At 62.9% G+C, this 26,781-nt stretch carries 19 protein-coding genes; 6 read left to right on the plus strand and 13 right to left on the minus strand.

Annotated features, from left to right (window positions below):
• Positions 1-15 precede the first annotated feature (15 nt).
• A complete protein-coding gene (gene serS / locus FO013_RS01725) occupies positions 16-1,296 on the minus strand; it encodes a serine--tRNA ligase (RefSeq protein WP_143920821.1) in 1,281 nt (426 codons plus the stop codon).
• Positions 1,297-1,393: 97 nt separating this feature from the next.
• On the opposite strand from serS, the gene FO013_RS01730 reads away from it, so the two are divergent.
• The 3 genes from FO013_RS01730 to FO013_RS01740 all read left to right on the plus strand — a co-directional run bounded on the left by FO013_RS01730 (position 1,394) and on the right by FO013_RS01740 (position 6,512).
• Complete coding sequence (locus FO013_RS01730; protein ID WP_260847911.1) at positions 1,394-2,509, plus strand: diacylglycerol/lipid kinase family protein; 1,116 nt, start codon at positions 1,394-1,396, stop codon at positions 2,507-2,509.
• A gap of 225 nt (positions 2,510-2,734) precedes the next feature.
• Positions 2,735-4,936 (plus strand): hypothetical protein, encoded by a 2,202-nt coding sequence (locus tag FO013_RS01735; RefSeq protein ID WP_143920822.1) that lies wholly within the window; start codon positions 2,735-2,737, stop codon positions 4,934-4,936.
• 244 nt (positions 4,937-5,180) lie between these two features.
• Positions 5,181-6,512 (plus strand): COG1361 family protein, encoded by a 1,332-nt coding sequence (locus FO013_RS01740; RefSeq protein WP_143920823.1) that lies wholly within the window; start codon positions 5,181-5,183, stop codon positions 6,510-6,512.
• 102 nt (positions 6,513-6,614) lie between these two features.
• On the opposite strand, the gene FO013_RS01745 is transcribed toward FO013_RS01740, so the two are convergent.
• The 5 genes from FO013_RS01745 to FO013_RS01765 all read right to left on the minus strand — a co-directional run bounded on the left by FO013_RS01745 (position 6,615) and on the right by FO013_RS01765 (position 11,204).
• Positions 6,615-7,052 (minus strand): heat shock protein transcriptional repressor HspR, encoded by a 438-nt coding sequence (locus tag FO013_RS01745; protein ID WP_143920824.1) that lies wholly within the window; start codon positions 7,050-7,052, stop codon positions 6,615-6,617.
• Between the two features lie 14 nt (positions 7,053-7,066).
• The gene (locus FO013_RS01750) at positions 7,067-8,089 is read right to left on the minus strand and encodes a DnaJ C-terminal domain-containing protein (RefSeq protein ID WP_143920825.1); all 1,023 of its coding nucleotides are present in this window, start codon (positions 8,087-8,089) and stop codon (positions 7,067-7,069) included.
• Between the two features lie 145 nt (positions 8,090-8,234).
• A complete protein-coding gene (locus FO013_RS01755; protein WP_143920827.1) occupies positions 8,235-8,954 on the minus strand; it encodes a nucleotide exchange factor GrpE in 720 nt (239 codons plus the stop codon).
• Positions 8,954-10,816 (minus strand): molecular chaperone DnaK, encoded by a 1,863-nt coding sequence (gene dnaK / locus FO013_RS01760; protein WP_143920829.1) that lies wholly within the window; start codon positions 10,814-10,816, stop codon positions 8,954-8,956. The genes FO013_RS01755 and dnaK overlap by 1 nt, the downstream gene beginning before the upstream one ends.
• 142 nt (positions 10,817-10,958) lie before the next feature.
• A complete protein-coding gene (locus FO013_RS01765; RefSeq protein ID WP_143920831.1) occupies positions 10,959-11,204 on the minus strand; it encodes a hypothetical protein in 246 nt (81 codons plus the stop codon).
• Between the two features lie 67 nt (positions 11,205-11,271).
• Between FO013_RS01765 and FO013_RS01770 the strand changes: the two genes are divergently transcribed.
• Positions 11,272-13,761, plus strand: a complete 2,490-nt coding sequence (locus FO013_RS01770) for an excinuclease ABC subunit UvrA (protein ID WP_143920833.1) — start codon at positions 11,272-11,274, stop codon at positions 13,759-13,761.
• A gap of 66 nt (positions 13,762-13,827) precedes the next feature.
• Here the strand turns inward: FO013_RS01770 and FO013_RS01775 are convergent, their stop codons facing one another.
• Both FO013_RS01775 and FO013_RS01780 read right to left on the minus strand, forming a co-directional pair.
• Complete coding sequence (locus tag FO013_RS01775; protein ID WP_143920836.1) at positions 13,828-15,096, minus strand: alpha-hydroxy acid oxidase; 1,269 nt, start codon at positions 15,094-15,096, stop codon at positions 13,828-13,830.
• A 96-nt stretch (positions 15,097-15,192) separates the two neighbouring features.
• Entirely contained in the window at positions 15,193-16,920 is a 1,728-nt protein-coding gene (locus tag FO013_RS01780; protein ID WP_143920838.1) for an L-lactate permease, read from the minus strand.
• A gap of 193 nt (positions 16,921-17,113) precedes the next feature.
• On the opposite strand from FO013_RS01780, the gene FO013_RS01785 reads away from it, so the two are divergent.
• Positions 17,114-17,920, plus strand: a complete 807-nt coding sequence (locus FO013_RS01785; protein ID WP_143920840.1) for a FadR/GntR family transcriptional regulator — start codon at positions 17,114-17,116, stop codon at positions 17,918-17,920.
• Positions 17,921-18,001: 81 nt separating this feature from the next.
• Here the strand turns inward: FO013_RS01785 and aztD are convergent, their stop codons facing one another.
• The 4 genes from aztD to aztB form a co-directional block, all read right to left on the minus strand.
• Positions 18,002-19,252, minus strand: a complete 1,251-nt coding sequence (aztD, locus tag FO013_RS01790) for a zinc metallochaperone AztD (protein ID WP_143920843.1) — start codon at positions 19,250-19,252, stop codon at positions 18,002-18,004.
• 82 nt (positions 19,253-19,334) lie between these two features.
• Positions 19,335-20,255, minus strand: a complete 921-nt coding sequence (gene aztC / locus FO013_RS01795; protein ID WP_143920845.1) for a zinc ABC transporter substrate-binding protein AztC — start codon at positions 20,253-20,255, stop codon at positions 19,335-19,337.
• Positions 20,255-21,490 carry a PQQ-binding-like beta-propeller repeat protein gene (locus tag FO013_RS01800; RefSeq protein ID WP_143920846.1) on the minus strand — a complete coding sequence of 412 codons (1,236 nt, stop codon included), beginning with the start codon at positions 21,488-21,490 and terminating at the stop codon, positions 20,255-20,257. Before FO013_RS01800 ends, aztC begins: the two co-directional genes overlap by 1 nt.
• A gap of 9 nt (positions 21,491-21,499) precedes the next feature.
• Complete coding sequence (gene aztB / locus FO013_RS01805; protein WP_143920847.1) at positions 21,500-22,351, minus strand: zinc ABC transporter permease AztB; 852 nt, start codon at positions 22,349-22,351, stop codon at positions 21,500-21,502.
• Between the two features lie 29 nt (positions 22,352-22,380).
• Between aztB and aztA the strand changes: the two genes are divergently transcribed.
• Entirely contained in the window at positions 22,381-23,013 is a 633-nt protein-coding gene (gene aztA, locus FO013_RS01810) for a zinc ABC transporter ATP-binding protein AztA (protein ID WP_143920848.1), read from the plus strand.
• 61 nt (positions 23,014-23,074) lie between these two features.
• Here aztA and FO013_RS01815 read toward each other — a convergent pair whose 3' ends face one another.
• Positions 23,075-26,755, minus strand: a complete 3,681-nt coding sequence (locus FO013_RS01815; protein ID WP_143920849.1) for an efflux RND transporter permease subunit — start codon at positions 26,753-26,755, stop codon at positions 23,075-23,077.
• Positions 26,756-26,781: the final 26 nt, after the last annotated feature.

Below are 26,781 nucleotides of genomic sequence, written 5' to 3' on the forward strand. Positions count from 1 at the left end.
TTGAGGATCGTGGCTTCAGTAACGCGGGCCCTCTGGTCCCTGGGCGGTCATGCCGCCGAGGTAGGGGCGCAGTGCCGCGGGAACCGTGACCGAACCGTCCGCCTGCTGGTGGTTCTCCAGGATCGGGACGAGCCAGCGGGTGTTGGCCATAGTTCCGTTGAGTGTGGCGACGGGGCGGGTGGCTCCGTCGTAGCGTTCGCGGACCTGCAGGCGGCGCGCCTGAAAGGTCGTGCAGTTCGAGGTCGAGGTCAGTTCGCGGTAGGTGTCCTGTGTCGGGACCCAGGCTTCGCAGTCGAACTTACGTGCCGCGGAGTCTCCGAGGTCGCCGGCTGCGGTGTCGATGACGCGGTAGGGCAGTTCGCACAGGCCCAGCATCTTCTCCTGCAGGGACAGCATCCGCTCGTGCTCGGCAGCGGCGTTCTCGACCTCGACGTAGGAGAACATCTCCACCTTCTGGAATTGGTGGACGCGGATGATTCCGCGGGTGTCCTTGCCGTAGGAACCGGCCTCGCGACGGTAGCAGGACGAGATTCCGGCGTAGCGCAGCGGACCGTCGCTCAGGTCGATGATCTCGTCCATGTGGAGTCCGGCCAGGGGCACCTCGGAGGTGCCGACGAGGAACAGGTCATCGGCTTCGAGTCGGTAGACCTCGTCGCCGTGCTCGCCGAGGAATCCTGTGCCGCGCATGACTTCGGGTTTGACCAAGGTCGGTGTGATGGTCGGGATGAAACCGGCTTCTTCGGCCACGTCGCGAGCCAGGTTGAGCAGAGCCATCTCCAGCTTGGCACCGAATCCGGTGAGGTAGTGGAAGCGCGATCCCGAGACCTTGGTGCCTCGGGCAGTGTCGATGGCCTTGAGCGTCTCACCGATCTCCAGATGGTCGGCCGGTTCGAAGCCGTCGGTGCTGAAGTCACGAGGTTCACCGACGGTCTTCAGGGTCACGAAGTTCTCTTCACCACCGGAGGGGATGCCTTCAACGATGAGGTTCGGAAGCTTTCCCGCGAGCTTGTCGAATGCGAAGCTCGCCTCTTCGGACTCTGCCTGCAGGGCCTTGACCTTGGCAGACTTCTCCTTGCCCTCTGCGATGAGCTCAGGCTTGTCCTCTTTGGCCGCCTTCGCGATCTGAGAGGAGAAGGACTTCTGATCGGCGCGCGCGTCCTCGTATGCCGTGATGGCAGAGCGGCGTGCGGAATCCGCGGCGAGGACTTCGTCAACGAGGTCGACGGACGCGCCGCGGGCCTCCTGCGATGCTTTGAACAGGTCCGGGTCTTCTCTGAGGAGCGCTAGATCGATCACCCTCTCAGCTTAACGGCCCAGGACTCTTTTCGATATTCGAGCGTCACTCAAGTGTGTGGCCAGCTGGCACTCAAGATGGGCACTGTAAATTTGAGACATGACCATCGCATTGGACCCCATGATGACGTGGTTCGTCGTCGCCGGCATCATCGTCGTGCTGCTCGTCGCGTTCTTCCTCGGCCGCCGCACCGGGACTCGTCGTGCGCTGAGCCGGATTCGGCAGTACTCCAGAGGCTCCGATCCCGATGGCCCAGAGAGCGAGAACTCTGGCCGCTACCGGGCAGCTCTCATCGTCAATCCGACCAAGACCGATGTCAGCAGACTCGCTTCGACCGCCGAGGCGATCTGTCGCTTCGAAGGCTGGAGCGCACCGCTGGTCATCGAGACCACCCCCGAGGATTCCGGCGAAGGGGCCACGGCTCGTGCACTTGACGAGGGGGTCGACGTCGTCATCGCCGCCGGCGGCGACGGCACGGTCCGAGCCGTCTCCTCGGCGCTGGCGGGATCATCGACACCGATGGGGATCGTTCCCTTGGGGACGGGTAATCTCCTGTCCCGAAACCTCGACATCGTGCTCGACAAAACCGAGTGGGCCCTGCGCATCGCCCTGTGGGGCCGCAACCGCAGGATCGACGTCGGGACCGCGAAGACCGCCGAGGATGGGGACACTCACGTCTTCACTGTGATGACCGGGCTGGGGTTCGATGCCGCGGTCATGGCCGATACCAATTCCGATCTCAAGTCCCGTCTCGGCTGGCTGGCCTACGTCGAGGCCGGGTCTCGGAAGCTCGTCGGCCGCCCCAGTCACGTGAAGGTGACTTTCGACGACGACTATCGGGTCTCAGCTCGCGTGCGATCGGTCCTCGGCGGCAACTGCGGGAAGCTGCAGGGCGGCATCCAGCTTCTGCCACAGGCCGTCATCGATGACGGGATGCTCGATGTCCTCATCGTCAGTCCGAAGAACCTGGGCCAATGGGTGGGCGTCCTTGCCTCCGTTCTAGGTCGGAAGACGTCGAAGGGCCTGCACACAGACATCAGGAAATGCCAGAAGGTCGTCATCGAATCCGGCGAGGAACTCGATGTGCAGCTGGACGGGGATCCGATCGGCCAGTCCGGGTATCTGGCTATGGAGGTCATGCCTGCGGCGCTGACCGTTCGCGTGCCCACAGTGGAGCAGCGTAAGCAGATCCGGGCCGAGGCCTGGCCTGTCTGAGCGTACGGCTGCCAGCGGGTCTGCGAACCGGCGTCGGCCGGTAGATGAGTGCCATTACCGGACGGTCACATCACGAGAGCGTCTCGATGTCGACGATTCGTTGACCAAAGTGTTACAGCTATTCACCCTGAACTAAACGTACATAAGTAGTTCAGGGCATTCCCTGTATCTAGGATGGCTGTCAGATGTGCACCCCCTCACAATTTCAAGATTGAAGGCACTCCAATGAAGAAGCTCATTCTCGCGCCGGCTGTGGCCCTCGCGTTCACTGGCCTGGTGGCCGCCCCAGTCGCCGCCGCCGAGGCCCCCTCGACTCAGTCCACGTCTGCCAAAGCTGAAGCCAAGGCCGAGCAGATCAAGAAGGAAAAGGCCGAAAAGCTTGCTGAGGAGAAGGCTGAGCAGAAGAAGGCCGACGCAAAGAAAGCCGCTGCCGACAAAGCAGCCGAAGAAAAGGCTGCCAAGGACAAGGCTGAGCAGAAGAAGAAGGACGCAGCCGAAAAGAAGGCTGCCGACAAGAAGGCCGCGGACAAGAAAGCAGCCGATAAGAAAAAGGCTGACGACAAGGCTGACGAGAAATCTGGCGACGATGCCAAGGATTCGAAGGAGCCTGCACCCAAGGACGAGGATTCCAAGGATTCCAAGAAGGATGACTCCGACGCCAAGGACGACGCGGAAGAGATCAATGCACAGCTGAAGGTCTCCAACTCTTCGATCACGGCCGAAGACCTCGCGACCAAGGGCGTCAAGGTCACGGTCACCGGACTGAAGGAGGGTGACAAGCTCTCGACATCCGGCCTGAGCGCACCCGTTACGACTGTCGCTGCTGACGGGAGCAAGTCGCTCACCCTCGATTACTCCGGCGATGCTGAAGACCTCAAGGAGGGCGAGAAGAGCTTCTCCGTCAAGGTCCAGCGTGCTGGCGTTCCAGCGAGGACCCTCTCGGGCTCAACCGAGGTCATCGAAGCCCAGGATGCCATTGACTCGGAACTCACGGTCGACCCCGACGAAGTGACTCCAGAAGATCTCGCCGACCCTGATAAGGGCGTCCAGGTCACCGTGTCGAATGCGGAAGAAGGGGATACGGTCACCGACAGCCTGACTGAAGAGGGCAGGACTGTCGACGCGGACGGCGACTTCACGTTCGGCATCTATTACCAGGGCGATCCCGAAGAACTCGACGAAGGGCCTGTCCCCTTCACGGTTGAGATCAATCGCGGAGGCGAAGAGTCGGTCACCCTCAAAGGAGAAATCGAAGTCGCCGACGACGACCCCGATGTCGATCCGAAGGTCTCACTCTCGACCAAGGAGATCTCGGTCGACGACTTCAAGAAGGACGGACTCAAGATCACCGGCGAGGGCTTCTCCCCCGACGGTACGGTCAGCGTCAAGGGCGAAGCGGTTTCGGCTCAAAGCGCCGCCGCTCAGGCCGATAGAATCACCGCCGACGAGGACGGCAACGTCAGCGGCGTCGTAACCGCGCCCGAATCGATCGAGGCCGGCAAATACTCGCTCACCTTCATCGACGACAAGACCGGCAAGGAGTCCGCTCCAGTCGAAGTCACCGTCACCGAAGATGACGCCGCCGTCGATCCGATCGATGCTTCACTGAAGGTCGATCCCAAGGAGATCACAGCAGCTGACCTCTCCAACAAAGACAAGGGTGTCACCGTCACCGTCTCGGGCGTGAAGAAGGGTGACAAGATCACCGACTCCCTGACCGGGGACACCGAAATCGCCGACGCCGATGGCGACTACAAGCTCCATCTCTACTACCAGGGCAATCCCGACAACCTCGAAGAGGGCAAGGTGCCGTTCACGGTCACCATCGACCGCGAGGGAACCGAGTCTGAGACGCTCAAGGGCAACATCAACGTCGTCGCCGAAGACAAAGAAGACGGCGATGACGGAGACAGTGGAGACGGAGGGGATACTCCCGAGGCTCCTGCAGAGGCGTCGTTCACGGTCTCACCGAAGATGCTTGAAGCCGCCGACTTCGCCAATGAGAAGAAGGGCGTCACCTTGGCAGTCGAAGACTGCGAGCCCGGCTCGGACGTGCACTTCGCGGTCACGCCCAAGGGCCTCCGAGTCACAGCGTACGAAAACACGGTCAAAGCCGATGACGAGGGCAAAGCTTCAGTCAATGTCTTCGGTACCTCCGACAATATCTCGGCATATGTCGGCGCCTACACAGCCAGCGCAATCTGCGGCGATGACTCGATGAAGGAATCGTTCACAGTCACGGCCGGCGCAGACGGCGGCGGCAGCGACGGAAGCGACAACGGCGGAAACGATGGCAGCCAGCTGCCACGCACCGGTACAGACCTTGGCGGTCTCGCCACGGGGGCGCTGCTCCTCCTCATCGGCGGAGCAGCGATCGCCGTGACAGGTCGCCGCAAGAAGGTCGGTCAGTCACCGACCGACTACTGAAGTAGAACCGCAGAGTGATCACTCGATGAACCTGATCATGTGAGCGCTTGAATGGGTGTGGCCCCGACTTCGGTCGGGGCCACACCCATTTCCAACGAGTCCGCAGTTCTCACCAGCCAACGACGCCTGTGACGGATATGAACAACAAATGTGAACACAACGACCACAACTATGCTCGTTGTATATATTTCATTATTGTTACCTGCGTAGGAGATCATCCTCAGCTGCTCAGACGAAGGACATCATGAAGAAGCTTGCACTCGCCCCCGCAGTGGCCCTGGCCATCACCGGCCTCGCCGCATCCCCCGTAATGGCTGCACCCACAGCCGACGCTTTCGGACAGACAAACGTCCAGCAGAGCAAAACCCAGTCAGATGAAGCCGAGGAGCAGGCGGAGATCAACGCCGCCGTCTCGGTTACCCCACAGGAGATCTCACAGTCTGACTTTGCTGACCAGAACAAGGGTGTTCAGGTTCAGATCACTGGACTCGAAGCCGGGGACAAGGTCTCCGACAATGTGACTTATGACGAAGGCGACTCGACTTCGGTCGAGGGCGATACTTTCTCCTACAGCATCTACTTCACCGGCGAAGCAGCAGACTTCGAGCCGCAGACCGTCGAATTCGACATCACCGTCCAGCGTGAAGGCGAAGAGGATCAGGTCATCCCGGCGAGCTTCACCGTCGTCGAAGACGGCGACGCCGAAGAGCCAGAAGCACCCGCAGTTGACCCGAAGGTCTCTCTCAACACTGAGAAGATCGCTGCCTCCGACTTCGAGGAGAACGGCCTCGAGGTCACCGGCGAGGGCTTCACCCCCGGAAGCACAGTCAACGTGATGGGGAACGCAACTCAGTCACCCTTCTTCCAGGACGAGGTCAAGGCCGACGACAACGGCAAGATCAGCACCACGGTCGAAGCACCCGAAGACGGTCTCGAGCCCGGCGACTACTCGGTCTCCGCAGTCGATGCCGAGACCGAAGAGGTGTCGAACTACGCTAAGTTCACCGTCACCGAAGACGAGACCGAAGAGCCGAAGCCGACCACCCCAGCCGCTGAAGCCAAGCTGACCGTCTCGCCTGAGACCATCGAAGCCGTTGACTTCGTCGTAGAGAACAAGGGCGTCACCCTGGCAGTCGAGAACTGCGAGCCCGGCTCGGACGTTCACTACGTTGTCACCCCTGAGGGCAACTCGAACGTCACCGCCTACGACAACACCGTCAAGGCCGACGACGAGGGCAAGGCCTCCGTCAACGTCTACGGCACCTCTGCCAATGATGCGTCGGCCTACCTCGGCGACTACGACGTCAGCGTCACCTGCGGCGATGACGAGATGACCGGAGCATTCACCGTCGGCGACGACGCCAACGCCGGTGGCAGCGACGGAAACGAAGACGGCAATGAAGACGGAAACGACGATGGCGGCGGTGAAGACGGAGACGGTGGCGGCGAGCTGCCTCGCACCGGTACCGAACTGACCGGCCTCGTCGGCGGAGCTGCCCTCCTCCTCATCGGTGGAGCCGCAGTCACCATGACCATGCGCCGCAAGAAGGTGGCTCAGGATCTTTCAGAGATCTGATCTCGGGGCCTGAATCGGAGACAACATCCGGATACGACGAAGGGGCGATTCCAATTGGAATCGCCCCTTCGTCATGCGGGCTGAGAACTGCTGGCAGTCAGTTCACCGGCGACGGAACCTGTTGTAGAGAACCATCGCGCCCGGCTCGGGCCGTCCCTGCGGACGTCTGCCGCGCGAAATCGAGACGACATCACCCGCGGAGCCGGCGGCGAAGACGCGTGCTTCGCGTTCCTTCGCAGACATCCGAGACCTGACCTCGGTCTCGAGCTCCTCGTTCCGGGATTTGAGTGCATCGACCTGGTTCTGCAGATCGATGATCTTCTTGATGCCCACCAGGTTCACGCCCTCGTCCTGCGAGAGCTGCTGGATCAGCCGGAGTTTGGCGATGTCTCGCCCCGAGTACCGCCGGCCTCTGCCAGCGGTGCGCTCGGGTGTGACGAGACCCAGACGGTCATACTGCCGCAGCGTCTGCGGGTGCATTCCTGCAAGGTCCGCCGCCACCGAAATGACGTACACCGCTGCACTGGTCGATATGTGCATTGTGCTTCACCACCTCAACTGGCCTTGGCTTTGTCGAGCAGACCATCCCGCGGATCCTCGTTCTCGGTCGCGGTGCGGAATGATTCGACAGCTTCTTTGGCGTCCTTCGACAGGTTCTGCGGCACGACGATCTCCGCGGTCACCAGCAGGTCGCCGGTGCCCTTCTTCGATTTCACGCCCTTGCCGCGCAGACGCATGGTCCGTCCCGATGGTGTGCCTGGAGCGATCTTCATCGTCACCGGCATTCCGTCGAGCGTCGGCACCTTGACCTCGGCGCCCAGGGCAGCCTCGTCGAAGCTCACCGGCAGGTCCATCCGCAGATTGTCACCATCACGGGTGAACACGGGGTGCGGCTTGACCTTGATCGTGAGGATCACGTCGCCGGTCTCGCCGCCGTTGGGGCTGGCCTTGCCCTTGCCTGCCAGTCGGATCTTCTGCCCGTCTTTGACGCCGATCGGCGTCCGCACGGTCAGAGGCTTCCCACCTGGCATGTTCAGCTTCACCGAGGCGCCGTTGATGGCCTCCGTGAAGGACAGAGTGGTGTTGGACTTGATGTCCCCGCCCTTGACCGGCGGCGAATAGCCGCCTCCGAAACCGCCTCCGCCGTAGCCGCCGCTACCGCCGAAGCCGTTGAGAAGGTCTGCCAGGTCAGGGGGTACGTCTCCCCCGCCTCCACCGTAAGGTGAACGAGTCCGTTTCCGTCCGCCTCCGCCGAAGAGGTCGGAGAATACGTCATCGAATCCGCCGCTGGCACCGCCCCCGGGCCCGCCGGAACCGGTGAACCTGGCGCCGCTGCCCATGACGCGGACCTGATCGTACTGTTCGCGAGATTCCTTGTCAGAGAGCACCTGATGGGCCTGGCCGAGCTCTTTGAATTTGTCTTCAGCCTTGGAATCACCGGGATTGGCATCCGGATGATACTTGCGTGCCAGCTTGCGATAGGCTTTTTTGATCTCTGCGTCGGAAGCATCTTTGGAGACGCCGAGGGTCTTGTAGAAGTCCTTTTCGAACCAATCATTCTGAGGACCGGTATTCACCTGGCACCTCCTTCCGTGTCTTCTTCATCAGTGTATTCAATTGTCTCCTCACAATCCGCAACCCCGGGACCTCGATCCCGGATGATCCGGACCGCCGCCGAGGTGGTTCCACATTGGCGGGACCACCTCGGCGAGGGTGTGGTTCTCAGTCTTCCGGCTGCTGCACGCCGACGCGCGCCGCACGGATGATGCGCTCACCCATACGGTAGCCCGGCTGCATGACCAGGAAGACGGTCGGAGTCTCAACATCGTCCGAAGGCTGCTGCATGAGTGCCTCATGCAGTCGCGGATCGAACTCGTCGCCGACCTCACCGTACTGCTCGACGCCGACCTTGTTCAGCGAGTCGATCAGCTTGTTCACGTGGGTCTCGAAAGGCCCAGAGACGTCGCCGTTCTCCTGCGCCAGGCGCACCTCGTCGAGCACGGGGATCAGGGCTTCGACGGCCTTGATCGTGCCACCGGTTGCTGCCCGCTCGCGTTCGCGATCGGCCCGCATCCGGTAGGCGGCGTACTCGGCGTTGATGCGCTTGAGGTCGGCCAGGTGCGCTGCGGCCTCAGTTCCCGGTGCGGGTTCGGCGGCCTCTTCGCCCTGTGCTGCCTCGGTGTCGTTCAACGTCGAAGCATCGGCTGGAATGTCGACGCCGAGGTCACTGGCATCGGCCAGATTCTCATCGGCATCTTGGACGCCCTCGGCGCCTTCGGCACCGGCAGCGTCGTTCGCGGCATTCTCCTCACCGGCCTCCGCCGAGGCCGACGCTGCGTCGGCCTCGGGGCGGAGCTCGCCGGTGTCCGGATCGATCCGGCGCTTGTCGCTGAAGGTGAAGCCTGGCTCCTCGGACGACGGATCGTTGCCCTCGGCAGTCATTACTTCTTCTCCTCGTCCTCTTCATCGACAACCTCAGCATCGACGACATCGTCGTCGGCACTTGCATCGGAATCGCCTGCTGCCCCTTCACCAGCGGCACCTTCGGCACCTGGCTGGTTGTAGATGGCTTCGCCGATCTTCTGCTGGTTGGCGACAAGCTTGTCGTAGGCCGTCTTCACGGCGTCGTCGTCTTCACCCTTGAGAGCTTCCTTGAGAGCCTCAACGTCCGAGTTGATCTCGGTCTTGACCTCTTCGGGCAGCTTGTCCTCGTTGTCGGTGATGAGCTTCTCGGTCTGGTAGGCGAGGTTCTCCGCATTGTTGCGAGTGTCAGCGGCCTCACGGCGCTTCTTGTCCTCGTCTGCGTGCTCCTCGGCTTCCTTGACCATGCGGTCGATGTCTTCCTTCGGCAGTGCGGAACCGCCGGTGATCGTCATCGACTGCTCTGTGCCGGTGCCCTTGTCGGTGGCCGACACGTGCACGATGCCGTTGGCGTCGATGTCGAAGGCGACCTCGATCTGCGGGACGCCGCGAGGAGCTGGGGCGATGCCAGTCAGCTCGAAGGTGCCCAGGTTCTTGTTGTCGCGAGTGAACTCGCGCTCACCCTGGAAGACCTGGATCGACACGGAGGGCTGGTTGTCCTCGGCCGTGGTGAAGGTTTCCGAGCGCTTGGTCGGGATCGGGGTGTTGCGCTCGATGAGCTTGGTCATCACGCCGCCCTTGGTCTCGAGCCCGAGCGACAGCGGGGTGACGTCGATGAGCAGAACGTCCTTGCGTTCGCCCACGAGGACACCGGCCTGCACGGCTGCGCCGATCGCGACGACCTCATCGGGGTTGACGCCCTTGTTGGGCTCCTTGCCTCCGGTGAGTTCGGTGACGACGGCGGAGACGCCTGGCATACGGGTCGAACCGCCGACGAGGACGACGTGGTCGATCTCGGAGACGGACACGCCTGCGTCCTTCATGACTGCGTGGAACGGAGCCTTGGTGCGCTCGAGGAGGTCCTTGGTCAGGTCCTCGAACTTCGCGCGGGTCAGGGTCTCATCCAGGTGGATGGGTCCGTTCTCGCTCATCGACAGGTACTGCAGTGAGATGTTGGTGCTGGTGGCCGAGGAGAGTTCCTTCTTGGCCTGCTCCGAAGCTTCCTTCAGACGCTGGATTGCGGTCGCGTCCTTGCTCAGGTCGACGCCGTAGCCGTTCTTGACCTCACCGACGAGCCAGTCGACGATGCGCTGGTCCCAGTCGTCGCCGCCGAGGCGGTTGTCGCCTGAGGTCGCACGGACCTGAATCGTGGAGAAGTCGTCTTCGTCCTTGCCGACTTCCAGCAGGGAGACGTCGAAGGTGCCGCCACCGAGGTCGAAGACCAGAATGGTCTCGTCTTCCTTGCCGCGCTCGAGGCCGTAGGCCAGAGCTGCAGCGGTGGGCTCGTTGATGATGCGCGAGACATTGAGTCCTGCGATCTCACCGGCATCCTTCGTGGCCTGACGCTCGGCGTCATTGAAGTATGCGGGAACGGTGATGACTGCGTCGGTGACGTCTTCCTGCAGGTATTCCTCAGCATCGTGCTTGAGCTTCTGCAGGATGCGAGCCGAAACCTCAGGGGCCGACATCTTCTTGCCGCCGATTTCGGTGGTCCAGTCGGTGCCCATGTGGCGCTTGACCGAGGCGACGGTGTTCTTGATGTTGGTGACGGCCTGGCGCTTGGCGATCTCGCCGACCAGGGAGTCGCCGTTCTTGTTGACAGCAACGACGGAGGGGGTCGTGCGACCGCCTTCCGCGTTGGCGATGACCTTGGGGTCACCGCCTTCGAGGACTGTGACGACGGAGTTCGTGGTTCCGAGGTCGATTCCAACTGCACGTGCCATAACGTTGTCTCCTTACATATCGTGAGTGATCTCGACTCGAATGTGTGCGATCGGGCGGATCCACCACCGGGCTTCCACAGCATTTCCTGCTGCGGGGACGAGCGATGGACCCACTCGACCGCACACATTGAGCCAACTGCACTCAAGTATTATCTTCGTGATCCGAGCAGTCAAGCCCGGCATCATTAAAGTTGCGTACACTAGACTCAACTTTGCGGAATGAGGGTTTATTCCACGAGAGAGAAAAAGTTTGTGGGATCGCTCTCTGCTGCCCTTCGACCGGATCCTTGAGGTTCTTCAATGCGAACTGATCCGGCATCGGCGCAGAGCACTTGTCATTGGCTTCGTACAGGGAGTTCGTCTGGGTCTCTCCGTCTGCGGTCGGCATGAGGACCATGCTGATCTCATCGCGATCAGCCCCTCGCGCGGCGACAATGTGCGGCGAGAATGGGGACATGAGCAATCACCAGATGATCGAGATTCGAGGCGCCCGCGTGCACAACCTGGCGAACATCGATGTCGACGTCCCATTGGGTCGGCTGGTCGGCATCGCCGGTGTCTCCGGTTCGGGCAAGTCGTCCCTGGCGATGGGAGTCCTGTACGCGGAGGGCTCTCGGCGCTACATCGAAGCGCTGTCCACATATACGCGCCGCAGGATGAGCCAAGCACCGCGTGCCGACGTCGACCGGGTCAGCCACGTGCCTGCCGCTCTGGCTCTGCGACAGCGCCCTGGCATCCCCGGCGTCAGGTCGACCTTCGGCACGTCCACCGAACTGCTCAACGTCGTCCGGCTCATGTTCTCGCGCCTGGCATCACATGTCTGCCCGAACGGCCACCGACAGGAACCGACGCTCAATGTAGCAGCAGAGGAGCCCTTCGCCTGTCTGAGCTGCGGAGCGAACGTTCAAGCTCCAGGAGCAGAGGATCTGGCCTTCAATTCGGTGGGAGCCTGCCCATCATGTGAAGGGACAGGCATTGTGCGCAAGGTCGACGATGCCTCCCTGATCCGTGACGAGGACATAAGCATCGACGATGGAACGGTGATTCCATGGCAGATGTTCGGCTTCAACGTCCAACCGCAGATCGCGCGCGAATTCGGCGTCCGCACGGACATCCCCTGGAAGGAGTTGAGCGCCGAGGAGAAGGCGATCGTCTTCGATGGCCCGGAAGAGAAGAAGCACATCGCTGTGACCTCGAAGAAGGGTCTGCACGAGCTCGACTTCACCTTCCGCAATGCGCGACTGACCGTGAGCGAGGAGCTCAAACGCGCCACTGATGAGAAACGACTGTCCCGGGTGAGCCGGTTCCTCACCGAACACACCTGCACCACGTGCCACGGCACCCGACTCGCACCTGCAGCGCTGCTGCCGAAGATCGGCGATCTCAATCTCGCCGATGTCACCGCCATGACCCTGAGCGAACTCGCCGATTGGGCCACGGCTGTCGCCGACACCGTGCCGAAGACGATGCGCTCGATGTCCGAGGCACTGACCAGCACGCTTGGGCACATGTCGAAGCGACTGCTCGACCTCGGCCTGGGCTATCTCTCGCTCGATCGTGCCGGATCAACACTGTCCACCGGCGAGCGCCAACGCGTGCAGCTGGCGCGAGCCGTACGAAACGAGACCACCGGGGTCCTCTATGTCCTCGACGAGCCCTCGATCGGCCTCCACCCCTCGAACATACGCGGACTCCAAGGGGTCATCTCCGACCTGCTCGAGGATGGCAACTCCGTTGTCATGGTCGACCATGACCCTCTCGTGCTGCGTGATTGTGATCATCTCATCGAGATCGGTCCCGGTTCCGGCAACGACGGCGGGACGGTCGTCGCCACCGGAACGGTGGACAGCCTCGGCGACAATCCGGACTCTCTCATCGGCGGGTTCCTCACCGGAAGAGACGGCAGACTTGTCCGCAGTTCTGCGGCACCCGATCAGGTCTTCGACAAGGGGACGATCAGGCTGCGCACCTCCCCCATCCACACCGTGCATGCGCTCGATGTCACGATCCCCCGGGGACGGATCACCGCTGTCACCGGGGTGTCCGGATCCGGGAAGAGCACGCTGGTTCTCGACAGCCTCATTCCCGCACTCCGCGCAACGGATCAAGCCCGTCTGCCCTCGCACGTCACCTCGGTCGAGGGTGCCGGAATCGAGAAGGCCAGCGTCGTCGACGCCACCCCGATCGGGGTCAATGTCCGCTCGACCGTCGCCACATACTCGGGCATCCTCGATGAGCTCCGGCGTGCCTATGCCAGACTCGACTCGGCGAAGGCCGCCGGTCTGAGCGCCCGGGACTTCTCCTACAACACCGGTTCTCTGCGGTGCCCGCGCTGCGAGGGAACGGGAGAGATCACGCTCGACGTGCAGTTCCTCCCCGACGTCGACATCGCCTGCCCCGACTGCGGGGGTCGGCGTTACGGTCCCGACGCCGAGGCTCATCGCCGTCCCGTTGCTGACGGTGAGATTGCGCTGCCCGAGCTGATGGCCATGACCGTCGCCGAGGCTGCCGGGCACGTTGCCGACCTGAGGAAGGTCACCACACGGCTGCAGGCACTGCAAGAGGTGGGGCTGGGGTACCTCACCCTCGGCGAGGCGACTCCGGCTCTGTCAGGCGGTGAAGCGCAGCGTCTGCGGCTCGTCTCAGAACTCGATCGGACGCAGACTGGCACCCTGTTCGTGTTCGACGAGCCCACCATCGGGCTCCATCCTTTGGACGTACGAGTGCTCATCGGCGTCCTGCAGCGACTCGTCGATCAGGGAGGCACCGTCGTCGTCATCGAACACGACCTCGATGTCATCGCCAACTCCGACCATGTCATCGACATGGGCCCGGGAGGCGGAGTGGACGGCGGTCGCATCGTGGTCGCCGGCACTCCGAACCAGGTCGCCGATGACAAAGACAGCGCCACGGGACGATATCTGGCGAAGGAGACGTCCCCCTGACCAGCATTCGGCGGGTGAGCTGGCAGCGGTCTCCGACGCGAGGACCACTGCCAGCTCAGACAGCGGTCACACGGACTTCGTATCCGGGTCCGCACCGTCCAGTTGACCGTCCCGACTGAATCTGCGCAGCTGGGTCACATGGCTCGGGTTGAGCTCGGCGACGTTTGAGACCTGAAGCAGCTTCATCGTCCGCTCGACCTGTTCGCTGAGGATCGCGATCGTGCGATCGACGCCTTCCCTGCCACCGGCCATGAGCCCGTAGAGGTAGGCGCGGCCGATGAGCGTGAAATCCGCACCCAAGGCCATTGCCGCGACGATGTCGGCACCATCGCGGATGCCCGTGTCGACGATGATCTCGAGGTCATTGCCGACTTCCTTCGCCACCGAAGGCAGCAGTTCGAAGGGAACCGGGGCGCGGTCGAGCTGACGTCCGCCGTGGTTCGACAGCACAATGGCGTCGACGCCGAGATCGGCAAGCTTCCTGGCATCGGCAACAGTCTGGACGCCCTTGATCGCAAGCTTGCCCGGCCACATCTCACGGATCGTGGCCAAGTCGTCAAAATCGATCGACGGATCCATGGCCGAGTTGAGCAGCTCGCCGACAGTTCCGCCGGTCTCGGACAGAGACGCGAACTGCAGCTTCTCCGTGGTCAGGAAGTCCCACCACCACCAGGGACGCGGAATCGCGTTGAGAACGGTCTTCGGCGAGAGCTGCGGTGGGATGGAGAATCCGTTGCGGCTGTCCCGCAGTCGAGCGCCTGCGATCGGGGTGTCGACGGTGAAGAAGAGGGTGTCGTAGCCGGCCGCAGCCGCCCGTTCAACCAGACCGTAGGAGATCTCCCGCTGACGCATGACGTAGAGCTGGAACCAGTTACGCCCATTCGGGTTGACCTTCTTCACGTCCTCGATCGAGGTTGTGCCCAAAGTGGACAGGGTGAAAGGAATGCCTGCTGCACCGGCTGCAGAGGCACCGGCGGTCTCACCCTCGGTCTGCATCAGACGAGTGAACCCCGTGGGCGCAATGCCGAAGGGCATCGACGAACTGCCTCCGAGGATCTGTGTGGTCGTATCGACCTGCGAGACATCGTTGAGGATGGAGGGGTGGAACTCGATGTCCTGGAAGGCCTGCACCGAGCGCTCCATCGAGATCTCCCCCTCCGCTGCGCCGTCTGTGTAGTCGAACGCGGCGGCGGGAGTGCGCCGCTTGGCTATCTGGCGCAGATCCTCGATCGTGAATGCCGATTCAAGACGGCGCTTCCGTGAGTCGAGCTCGAACTTCTTGAACTTCATCAGCTCGAAGATCTCGGACGGATTGGGCAGTTGTCTCTTGACCATGTGCGGTACCTCTTTCTCTTCGGTTCGTCGTCAGGTCTGATTCGTCAGGTCTGATTCGTCAGTGCTCTTCGTCAATGCTCTTCGTCAGTTCGCTGGTCACACTCCCTCTGGGACCATCCAGGACAGAATCGTCGACTGCAGTCCGACAAGCAGGCACATGACAACGAGCATACCCAGCGACCACCAGATGACGCGGCGGAAGATCGCGGACTCCTGGCCGAGGAGCCCGACCGCTGTAGCTGCGATGGTGAGGTTCTGCGGGCTGATCATCTTGCCCACGACACCGCCGGAGCTGTTGGCGGCCACCAAGAGGACGGGATCGATCCCCGCCTTCGTCGCGGCCGTCTGCTGCAGGGTCGCGAAGAGCGCATTGGCGCTGGTGTCGGATCCGGTCACGGCCGTACCCAGCCACCCGAGGATGGGCGAGAGAAAGGCGAACAGCACCCCAGCGCCAGCAATCCATGTGCCGATAGTGATCGTCTGGCCCGAGAGGTTCATAACGTAGGCGAGCGCCAGCACGAGCCCGACGGTGAGGATGGAGAAGCGCATTTTGACGACATTGTCGACGAAGACCTGGAATGCGTCCTTGACGGTCATCTTGTACACGACGGCGACGATGATTCCTGAGACCAGCAGCATCGTGCCCGGTGATGACAACCATTGGAAGTTGTAGACCGTGCTCGTCGACACTTCCCCCGCAGCGTTCAGGATGTTCCCGTCGAGGCCCGGCCACGGAATCTTGATATCGGTGCCCGCCAGCCAGGTGTCGATGACCGGAATGAGCTTGGCAGCAGAGAAGATGACGATGACGATGAGATACGGGCACAGTGCCATGAACACCCGCCTGCCGGTCAGAGGTGCCGTCTTCGTGTCCACAGGTGTCTCCAGGTCCACCGATGTCTTCGTGTCGGCAGAGGACTTCACGGCCGCACCCGACCCACCGGCATCGGGGGCGTCAGCGTTCTCCCTGGTGCGTTCGTCTGCCATCTTGTCCAGCGCGTCCTGGCCGCCGACGGGCTTCCAGAACTGGAGCATGATCACTGCAGCGGCGAGGCCCAAGAGCGAGGCGATGATGTCGGTCATTTCGACCGAGAGATAGTTCGCAGAGACGAACTGTGCTGCCCCGAACACGATTCCGACGACCAGAGCAAGTGGCCATAGCTGGCGCAGACCGCGCTTGCCGTCGACGAGGAAGATGAGGAACAGCGGCACAACGGCGGCCAGCAACGGAGTCTGGTGACCGACCATGGCACCGATCTCCTTGTAGTCGATTCCCGTGAGGTTGCCGGCCGTGATGATCGGGATGGCGATCGCACCGAAGGCGACCGGAGCGGTGTTGGCCACCAGCACGACGACTGCTGCTCGCATGGCGGTGAAGCCGACTGCGATGAGCATGACACCGGTGATGGCAACCGGGGCACCGAAACCGGCAAGGGCTTCGAGCAGTCCCCCGAAGCAGAAGGCGACCAAGATCGCCTGCACGCGAGGATCATCGGAGATGACGTTGATGACCAATCTGAGGTCTTCGAAGTGTCCTGACTTCACCGTCAGTTCGTAGAGCCAGATGGCGGTGATGACGATCCACATGATCGGAAACAGCCCGAAAGCGAATCCTTGGCTGGCCGAGAGGCCGGCCAGCCCGACCGGCATGCCGTAGACGAAGATGGCAACGATCAGGGCGACGATGACTGCCGCCAGTCCTGCCCAGTGGGCCTTCCATTTCAAGAACCCGAGGGTGACGAAGATAGTCAGCAGCGGCAGCAGCGCAGCCAGCGATGACCACAGGAGGCTGTCTGCAAGTGGGGCTATTTCAGGAGTGTACATATCTTCTCCTGCACGGTCGGTGCTCGACTGCAGCGTCTGCGTTTCGACGTTGAACGCGCCCGAACATGCATACTCGATGGGCTTCAGTATGTCCTTTATGTGGTCAGACCACTAAAGTGAGTGTATGGCGCAATGTGATCCGGGTCAAGATCACACTCATGAAATGATGGTCGGGTGCGAAAAGTGAGTAATCATGCCAAATGAACCAGTCAGCAAGGCCCACAACTCAGTTGCCGGTCAAGCCGCAGCTGCACCACAGACACCAGAGTGGAGGCCGGTTTCCAAGTCGAGCACCCATGAACTCGTGATCAATGCGATCGAGGAGCAGATCATGACCGGGTCGCTCACCGTCGGCGATCCGCTCCCCTCGGAACGGGAGCTGGCCGCCAAGCTGGAAGTCAGCCGCGCCGCCGTGCGTGAGGCCCTGCGGGTCATGGAGTCACTCGGCGTCATCGTCTCGAATGTCGGCTCAGGAAAATCGGCGGGCACCTTCATCGCCTCTATGCCCAAGGAGGCGCTGGCTCGGTTCCTGCGCCTGCATGTGGCTCTGGCGAACTTCAGCATCGAAGAAGCCATCGAGACTCGCATCCAGTTGGAGCGCTCGAGCACCGCACTGGCAACAGGCCGGGTCCACGACGACGCATTGGCTGGCATGAACGCTTCGCTGGCGATCATGGACACCCCCGGCGTGAGTCTCGAGACCTTCAACGACGCCGACACCGCATTCCACGTCGCCATCGCCCGCGCCTCGGAGAATCAGCTGCTCTCCGATCTCACCGAGGCCATCCGCGGATCCCTGCGCCGCCCCATCCTCATCGCATTTCACGAGGTCGATGATCCACGTGCCCTGATGGCGCAGCTGCAGGGGGAGCATCACGCCATCATGCGGGCCATTGTCGACCGCGACACCGACCACGCGGTGCAGTTGACCGAAGATCACATCCGCTCGGCCGCCGCAGCCTTGCCGCACATGACCCAGAAGCCTGCGCCACCCAGGTGAATGCCAGAGGTGGGATCGAGCTCAACGACTCGACCCCACCATCACTGCTCCATCGCCGAGACGGCTCCCCGACGATCTTCCTCAGCCGGTCACACCGGTGACTTCGTTGCTGGCGTGAGGCAGTTCGGCGGTCTTCTCGACTTCACCGGTGGCCAGATCCACGATGTGGAGCTGGCTCTTGTCCGGTTCGGAGACATAGGCCTTCTCCCCCTGCACGAAGAGCGTCGGCCGGGGCTGCTGCCAGTCGACAGGCTCCTTCCATGCTTCGGTGACCGGGTGCGAGTCGGTGATCTTGCCGGACTCCGGGTCGATGACGTTGAGTTTGCCGTCGGTGCCGAGCACGAGTGCCTCGCCTTCGGGTCCGCGGCCCAGGGAACGGAAGCTGTATGAGGAGTCGAGGTCGACGAGCTTCATCTTCCCGGTCTCGGTGTTCGTCAGTGTGACCTTCTCCGGACGTTCGAGTTCGGCATCCTCGTCGACCTTGTAGTCCCCGAGCACGACCGGCGAGTCATCGGATCCTGCCTGATTGCCGATCCGACCATAGCTGTCCGGGGAGTCGACCTTCGTGAACTTCCCATCCTTGTAGTAGAGGATTCCATCCTCACAGCCGACAGCGATCGCCTCATCCTGGGCAGCGGCCTCCCCGTGGACGCCCGGGCAGTCCTCGTTGCGGGCGATCTCCTTGCCTTCGGCATCAACGACCTTCGCTCCCGAGCGTTCCTCTTCATTGCCGATGGTGTGCAGCATGTTGCCGTTCTCCAGCTGCACCGCCACACCGTGGTGTGCCTCCTCTGCCTCTTTGACTTCAGGTTCGGGTGCACCATCGTGGAAGGCGTCGGTGTCGAAGATCTGCATACGCCCGTCGCCGTCGCCGAAGAGCACTGTCGAACCGCCATGGCGCACGACGTGACCTGGGGTATCGGTTTCGTAGACCTTGTCGGTCAGCTGCGGTGAGCCGGCAAAGCTGTGAGCATGGTCGCCGTGCTCTTCGGTCCAGACGCCGGCGTCGAAGAGCTGGAATCCGTTTGCCACCGACACCATGGCATGTCGCCCGTCGCCGACCGGATTCACCCGATTGAAGCCCTCGAGCTTCGTGTCGTCGATGACCTCGAGCGTCTTCGCGTCCAGAGTGAGGATGCCGCCGTCATAGGTGGCGATCAGCCGTGCCTGCGTCTCCTCGACCTGTTCGGCGTCCGAGGGTTCCGCAGTGCCCGCCTGCTCGCCGCTGTCGGGGTCGGCCTCCGCACCGGTGGTGCCGCATCCGCTCAGCAGGAGGGCGGTGACGGCCGCGCTCGCAGCCAGTGGTGCGATCAGGGTTCGTTGTGTTCTCATTCTTCTCTCTTCCCTATTTCCATGATGGTGTGTCCGTGCTCTGTGGTGTTGCGAGGTCGCGTGCCTCGCTGACGGGCCCTTCTCAGCGAGGCACGAGCCCGTCCGCGATGGCCTGCGCGTTGGTTCGCTGCATGTCGATGTAGGTTCCGGCCTCCCCGTCGGCTTCGGTCAGCGATTCCGAGAACAGCGGTGTCACTTCGACATCGAGGTCGACTTCGTCGGACAGGGCCTCGGCGAGCTTCTGCGGCTGCGAGGAGTCCGCGAAGATCGTGGGCACCCCCGCGTCTTCGACCGTGCGGGCAAGCTCCTCGAGATCAGCTGCCGAGGGTGATGCCAGTGTGGTTCCGCTCGGAAGCACCGCCCCGATGACCTCGAAGTCGAAGCGGTTCGCGAAGTAGCCGAACACGTGATGGTTCGTCACGAGCTTCCGATTCTCGGCAGGGATCGCCTCGGCTATCTCTTCGATGTCGGCATCGAGGTCTTCGAGCTGCCTTCGATACGAGGCTGCAGACGGTTCGATCGCCTCGGCGAGGTCATCACCGATTTCCTCCCCCAGCGCCGAGGTGATGACATCGACGGCGGCGACCATCCGCGCGGGATCGGTCCAGAAGTGAGGGTCAGGTGCCCCCGCACTGCCGCCCGAGGCGTACTCAAGGGGATCGATGTGCTCACCGACCTCGAGGACGCGCACCCCTTCGCTGCGCGCATTGTCGAGGTTCGCCGACAGCCCCTCTTCAAGCCCCAGTCCGTTGCCGATGATGAGATCGGCGTCCTCCATTGCTCCGGCTTCCTTCGCGGAGATGCCGAAGGAATGCGGATCGGAGTTCGGCTTCATCAGCACCGTGACCGCTGCATGGTCTCCGACGAGGCTGTGCACGACATCGCCGAGGATGTTCGTCGTCACCACGATCGACGGCTCATCGTCGCTTCCGCTGCAAGCGGTCAGTGATCCGAGCGTGGCCAGCGTGAGTGCCACCGCTGTGAGGTGGTGCCGTGTGCTCATCACCGCCCCGTCACAGCCAAGCTTGCGGGCGCCCCGCCGATGTCGAAGCTGCGCGCCTCACGCAGCCCATCGGCCGGGTCGAGCTCGAAGACCGTCCCCGTGGATGGATCGCTGACATAGGTGCGCTCGCTGTCCACCGCCACCGAGGGACCGCCTCCGTGGCCCTCGCCTTCGGCTTCGGCGGGTTCGACGATCTTCTTCTTCGTCAGCACTGATCCATCTTCCGGGGCGATCGAATAGACGGTGCCGTCCTCGTCGAGGGCGATGACCGCGGAATCGTCGGGGGCGACACCTGCGGAGACAACCTCGGCTTCGGTGTCGGCGAATGACCACTTTCCCGACGTCGCATCCAGAAGCCCGATCCCCTGCCCCTCGAAGGGGACAGCAGCGAGGTCACGGCCGGCTTCGATCGACCAGGCGCGGGCTCCGTCGGCACCCTTGGGGTAGGGCAGCACATCGGCGTCGAAATCCTCATCGACAGCGATCACGCCCTCGGCACAGGCAAAGGCCAGCCCATCTCGGGTGACGCCGGCACCATGGATCTCCGGGCAGTCGTCGTCGATCGGAGTAGCTGCGCCTTTCTCATCGAAGACCGTGAGCTTCGAGGGCAGGTCGTCGGGGCTCTCGCCCGGCACGGTCGATACGAAGTGATCCTCGAAGGGGACCGTCACTCCATGGTGGGGGCCCGGTTTCACGGTGCCGAGCTGGTTGAGTTCGCCGTCGCCGAGTGCGCTCCGGTCATAGATTTTGGCCCGACCCTCGCCGTCGAAGAAGAACGCCACCTCGGTTGACCCGGAGGCGACGTGAGCGGGATCGACCCCGTCGATCTGACCGATGGTCTTAGGCTCGGCCTTGTAGTAGTGCCTGTGGTCGCCGTGGTCGACCGTCCATGCCCCCGTGTCGACGGCTGTGACCGTTCCGGCTTCACCATCACCGAGGTAGAGATAGCGGGAATCTGCTCCCGACAGGGTCGTCGACGGTGAGCCCTCGACCTTCTCCACGACGTCCTCGGTGAGCAGGTCGACGACCGAGACTGCACCGGTCTTCGCATCACTGACGGCCAGACGCAGCTGCGGCTCGTCGGCCTCCTCCGCGCCTTCGACATATCCGTGGGGAGCCGTCGACTGGCTGGGACTGCCGGCCCCATTGGCCGATTGCTGGCCCTGGCACCCGGTGAGGGCGAGCAGTGCGATCAGTGCCGCGCTCGGCGCGGCGAATCCTTTTGTCCTCGTCATGAGATCTTTCTATTGATAACGGTTCTCATTGTGATAAAAGTATCGTAGCGCACTTCTCACCCTCCTCGCGACGAGCACCACGAAGAAGATGAGGACGGTGAGCAGCGCAATGGTCGCACCGGCAGATGTCTGGGCATACCAGCTCACAAGCAGCCCCACGAAGCACGCGCTCGCACCGATCACCGAGGCGGCCGCCATGATCACTCCGACGCGGTCGAAGAGAAGGCAGGCCGTGGCAGGGGGCCCGATGAGGAGTCCGAAGACGAGGAGAGTACCGACGACCTGGAACGATGCGACGACAGCCAGGGCCGTGAGCATGAGCATCGCAATATGGGTCCAGCCGGGCCGCATGCCCAGAGTTGCCGCCTTGCGCTCATCGAAGGCGAGCGCCAGGAACGGTCGATGCAGGAGCGTGCAGGCCAGCACGCCCAGGCAGGCTGCGCCGGCGAGGACGATCAGGTCCTGACTGCGGACTCCGAGCACGTCACCGAACAGGAAGCCCGTGAGGTCGACGGCGAATGACTGGGAGTGAGACACGATGACCACGCCAACGGCCAGCATTCCGACGAAGAGCAGCCCGATGCCGACATCCTGGGACAGCTTCGACTCGCGCGACACCCAGGTGATCCCGGCCGCCATCACCAGGGCACTGGCCGCCGCGCCGACCATGAGGTGACCACCGAGGAGCGCCGCAATTGCGACCCCCGGCAGCATCCCGTGCGACATCGCGTCCCCGAAGAAGGCCAGGCCACGCAGGACGACCCAGGTGCCGATGCATCCGCACAGCACGGCGGCGAGCACACCGGCGATCAGGGCGCGGAGGACGAAGGACACCTCGAAGGGCGCGAAAAGGAATTCCATTCGATGATGATAACCATTATTGTTAGAGCGTGGACAATCCGATCACCCTCACCAACCTCAGCGCTCACTATGGTGCGCATCTCGCCCTTGACCAGATCACCCTGGCCGCTCCCCTGGGCCGAGTCACGGCACTCGTCGGCGCCAACGGCTCAGGCAAGTCAACGGTGCTCATGGCACTGGCAGGGCTGCTCAGACCGACACACGGATCGATATCCGGCCTGCCGTCCGCTGTGGCTTTCGTGCCTCAGCGCAGTTCTGCTCCGGACCACCTTCCGATCACCGTCAGACAGGTCGTAGCCATGGGCAGATGGAGCGCACGGGGACTCTTCGCCCGCCTCGGCGGTGATGACCAGCGGATCGTCGACGACTGCCTCGCCCAGCTGCGAATCGACGACCTCGCCTCGCGTCGCCTCGGTTCACTTTCCGGGGGTCAGCGTCAGCGTACCCTGGTGGCGCAAGGTCTGGCACAACGCGCGGATCTGCTGCTCCTCGACGAACCCCTGGCCGGAATCGATGCTCGAGCAACCGAGGACATCACCCTGGCCATCGACTCCGAGCGCAGCCGCGGCGCCACGATCGTCATGGCGACGCATGAGCGCACCCAGGCGGCCCGGGCCGACCACGTCGTCCATCTGCGCCAGGGTGCGCTCGCATTTCGGTGAGCACTCACCAGAACTCGATCACCAGAACTCCCGCGCCGATGAACCGTCGCCGCACGGAATCTCACTCATCTACGGGACGAGCGGCAACCTCGGCGGTCTCTGCATCGATTCTGTGCTGATCGGCCTCGCGCTTGGCCGCTGCCTTCGCCTCCTTGTGCTCCGCCCGGCGCTCCTTGCGCCGTTCGACGAGGAGGTAGAGGGCGGGCACGAGGATCAGGGTCAGCACGGTCGAGGAGGTCAGGCCGCCGATGACGACGATCGCCAGAGGCTGGGAGATGAAGACTCCTCCGCCGGTGAGTCCCAATGACATGGGCACGAGCGCGAAGACCGTGGCAGCGGCAGTCATCAGGATCGGGCGCAGGCGCAGTCGGGTGCCGTGGATGATCGCATCCCACAGCCCCATCCCGTGCTCGCGCAGCTTGTTGACGAGGTCGATGAGCACGATCGCATTGGTCACCACGATGCCGATGAGCATGAGGAGGCCGATGAGCGAGGGGATGCCCAGCGGTGTGCCCGTCAGCAGCAACAGCAGCACGGCACCGGTCGCAGCGAAGGGTATCGACACGAGCAGGATCAGCGGCTGGACGAAGCTGCGGAAGGTCGCGATCATGACGAGGAAGACCAGCGCGATCGCCACGAGCATGGCCCATCCGAGCTGGGCGAAGGAGTCGGCCTGCTCCTGGCTCGCCCCTCCGACGTCGAAGCTCACACCATCGGGCAGATCCATGCTCGAGGTCAGTTCCTGTGCCTCGGCGGAGACCGGGTTGAGCTGTCCTTCAGCAGGGGTGGCGAACACTGTGACCTGACGGTTTCCATCCTCCCGGGTGACGGTGGCTGGGGTTTCGGTCTCGTCGACGCTGGCGATCTCATCGACCGTGATCGGGTCACCCTTGATGTCGGGGATCGCCGCCTGTTCGTCGGCGAGGTCCTGTTCCTCGGCCTGGCTCTCCTCCTGCTCGCGCTGACTGTCGACGAGGTCGTCGATAGCGTCGTTGGCCTCGTTCAGGCCCTTCTCTGCCTGTTCGACGCCTTCTTCCGCCTGTTCCACCTGGGCGGCGGCCATGTCGCCGGGGCTCGGAGCCGGCGGTGGATTCTGGGCATCGCGCAGAGCCTTCCGGGCTTCTTCGAGCTGATCGGCGGCGTTGTCGCGGGCCTCCCGGGCCGAGTCAAGCTGATCGGCTGATTCCTCTTCAGCCTTGGCCTTGGCTTCCTCGGCTCTGCGGTCGGTCTTCTCTTCGACTGCGTCGGTCGCGTCTTCCTGGGCGTTCTGCGTCTGCACCTCGGTGACCGGAAGCTCCAAGGCTCGGATCTCGTCTGGAGTCGCATCGGGGTGAGTCGGGGCGAGGAAGATATCCCGCTCCTTGCCCTCCAGCGTCAGAGTTCCGGCCTCACTTCCGTGCAGGGCCGCCGCAATAGCCTGTCCCACCTCGGCCTGGCTGTAGCCGTAGTCCGCAGCCTTCTCCCGGTTCACATCGACGTGGATGATCGGCTGATCGGAGGCGAGGTCATTGCGGGCGTTCGTCACCCCTTCGGTCTCACTCATCTTCTTCGTCACGGAATCGGCGGCCTCGTTCAGCGCTGACAGATCAGAGCCGGAGAGCTTGATCTCCACGTCCTCGTTCGCACTGCCTGAGGCGTCTTGGAGATCGATCTCGCCGACGTCGTCGCCGAGTCCGTCGATCTGGTTCGACAGCCGGTTCGTTGCGACTTCCGCTTCGGAATCGTCCTTCAGGGTGATGTTGAAGGAGTTCTCCGAACCAGTTTCGGGTCCGTTGACGGTCGTTGAGTAGGTGTCGACGTCCGGGTCGGAGGCGAGGACGTCTTCGATCTTCTTCGCCGCCTCATCACTGGCCTCGAGCGAGGCTCCGGCTGGCAGAGTCTGCGCGATGTAGAGAGAGTTCTGCCCTGCGGACCCGAGGAGGTCGGTCTTGAGGAAGCTGGCCATCATCATCGTCACGGCGAAGATCGCCACGGAGATGACGATTGTGCGCCATGGGTGTCGAAGTGCGGCCAGGATAGCTGGCAGGCTTCGCTGCTGCAGACGGTCGACCCTGTCCGAGGCCTCACCGTCGCCGGGCATCGGCGTCACCGGAGCATCGGCAGTCGCCGCCGGGAGCAGCGTCTTGCCCTTGGCGTCGCGTTTGGCATTCTTCCCGTCGATCTTCGACTGTCGTTTCTCTGCGCGCTTGATGCCCTTCTCCCGATGCTTCCGGGCCCACGCCTCATAGCCTGCGTCGGTGGCAGCCTGGCGCTTCGGCGAAAGGGGCTTCGGGCTCTTCCGCAGGACCCAGTAGCTGAAGACCGGAACGATCGTCAGCGCGACAAGGAGCGAGCCGAGCAGAGCCAGCGTCACGGTCACGGAGAATGGTCGGAACAGCTGCCCGGCGATGCCGTCGACGAAGGCGATGGGCAGGAACACTGCCACAGTGGTCAGGGTCGAGGCCGTGATGGCGCCGGCCACCTGTTTGACGGAGGCGACGATGTCATCGATCGTGAGGTCGCTTGTACCCTGCCGTCTGCGGATGTTCTCGATGACGACGATGGAGTCGTCGACGACACGGCCGACGGCGATGGTCAGGGCTCCCAGGGTCAAGATGTTCAAGGTGTATTCGCCGACCATGAGACCGATCATCGCGATCAGCAGCGACATCGGGATCGAGATCGCGGCGACCACGGTGGACCGGAAGGAGCCGAGGAAGGCCAGGATCACGAGGATGGCGAAGAACAGTCCCAGCCCGCCTTCGACCGACAGGTCATGGATCGACTTCTCGATCTCGGGAGCCTGGTCGAAGATCGTGGAGAAGGAGATGTCGTCGCCGAGTTCGGGCCCCATCCTCTCGATGACCTCATTGACTCCGTGGGAGACCTCAACGACATTGTCGTCCTGCCCCTTGGTCACCGACACCGTCACGGCGTCCTTGCCATCGGCACGCGAGTACGAGGTCTTATCCACGGAATCGAGTTCGACATCGGCGACCTCGCCGAGCAGGACCGTACCGTCAGCGGTGCGCAGCGGGGTCTTCTCGATCTGGTCGACCGCGTCGAGTTCATTGCCGACCTCGACCGATAGGGACTTGTTCCCGTCTGCACTCTGCCCGGCGGGAACAACTGTCCCTGCCGCGGTGAGCTCATCGGGCACCGAGGTGGTGACGACGTTCTTATCGTTGACGTCGTCGGGACGGAAGCTGATGTTGACGCGCTGCTCGTTCTGCCCGGCTACGTCGACACTGGAGACGCCCGCGACGCCTTGGAGCTCAGGGACGAGTTCAGTCTCAACGAGGTCGCCGAGCGCCTGAGAGTCCTCTCCCCCGGAGACGGCGAACATGACCACCGGGACGTCGTCGATCTGCTGGGAGAGCACCTCCGCCTCGGCGCCGTCGGGAAGGTCTGCCTTCGCAGAGTCGACGGCGGAGCGCACAGAGTCCGTCATCTCCTCGGCATCCTTGCCGAAGGGCCAGGTGACGTTGGCCGACATCGATCCCGCCGAGGAGGTTGTGCTCACCGTCTCGAGGTCGCCGACCCCTTCGAGCGCGGTTTCGATCGGCTTGGTCACCGATTCCTCGACGACCTCGGGTGAGGCTCCTGGAATCGTGACCTGCACCGAGGTACCGGGCAGCTCGACCGAGGGCATCGTCTCCTGGTTGAGCGAGGTGGTCGCAATGACGCCGAAAACGGCGATCACAAGGGTGAGCAGGCCGACGATGAGGCGGTTCTTCAGACTCATCCTGGTGATCAGGGACACGGGTTCCTCCGGGTTTTGGGCATGCG

Source organism: Brevibacterium aurantiacum, assembly GCF_007558825.1.
In the GTDB taxonomy this organism is placed as follows: Bacteria; Actinomycetota; Actinomycetes; order Actinomycetales; family Brevibacteriaceae; genus Brevibacterium; species Brevibacterium aurantiacum_A.

Excerpts from the sequence above, each read along its gene's own strand:
- dnaK (WP_143920829.1), bottom strand. The coding sequence starts at position 10,816 with ATGGCACGTGCAGTTGGAATCGACCTCGGAACCACGAACTCCGTCGTC.
- aztD (WP_143920843.1), bottom strand. The coding sequence starts at position 19,252 with ATGAGAACACAACGAACCCTGATCGCACCACTGGCTGCGAGCGCGGCC.
- FO013_RS01770 (WP_143920833.1), top strand. The coding sequence starts at position 11,272 with ATGAGCAATCACCAGATGATCGAGATTCGAGGCGCCCGCGTGCACAAC.
- FO013_RS01730 (WP_260847911.1), top strand. The coding sequence starts at position 1,394 with ATGACCATCGCATTGGACCCCATGATGACGTGGTTCGTCGTCGCCGGC.
- aztC (WP_143920845.1), bottom strand. The coding sequence starts at position 20,255 with ATGAGCACACGGCACCACCTCACAGCGGTGGCACTCACGCTGGCCACG.
- FO013_RS01765 (WP_143920831.1), bottom strand. The coding sequence starts at position 11,204 with ATGCCGACCGCAGACGGAGAGACCCAGACGAACTCCCTGTACGAAGCC.
- FO013_RS01735 (WP_143920822.1), top strand. The coding sequence starts at position 2,735 with ATGAAGAAGCTCATTCTCGCGCCGGCTGTGGCCCTCGCGTTCACTGGC.
- FO013_RS01755 (WP_143920827.1), bottom strand. The coding sequence starts at position 8,954 with ATGACTGCCGAGGGCAACGATCCGTCGTCCGAGGAGCCAGGCTTCACC.
- FO013_RS01800 (WP_143920846.1), bottom strand. The coding sequence starts at position 21,490 with ATGACGAGGACAAAAGGATTCGCCGCGCCGAGCGCGGCACTGATCGCA.
- FO013_RS01740 (WP_143920823.1), top strand. The coding sequence starts at position 5,181 with ATGAAGAAGCTTGCACTCGCCCCCGCAGTGGCCCTGGCCATCACCGGC.
- aztB (WP_143920847.1), bottom strand. The coding sequence starts at position 22,351 with ATGGAATTCCTTTTCGCGCCCTTCGAGGTGTCCTTCGTCCTCCGCGCC.
- FO013_RS01785 (WP_143920840.1), top strand. The coding sequence starts at position 17,114 with ATGCCAAATGAACCAGTCAGCAAGGCCCACAACTCAGTTGCCGGTCAA.
- FO013_RS01775 (WP_143920836.1), bottom strand. The coding sequence starts at position 15,096 with ATGGTCAAGAGACAACTGCCCAATCCGTCCGAGATCTTCGAGCTGATG.
- FO013_RS01780 (WP_143920838.1), bottom strand. The coding sequence starts at position 16,920 with ATGTACACTCCTGAAATAGCCCCACTTGCAGACAGCCTCCTGTGGTCA.
- FO013_RS01745 (WP_143920824.1), bottom strand. The coding sequence starts at position 7,052 with ATGCACATATCGACCAGTGCAGCGGTGTACGTCATTTCGGTGGCGGCG.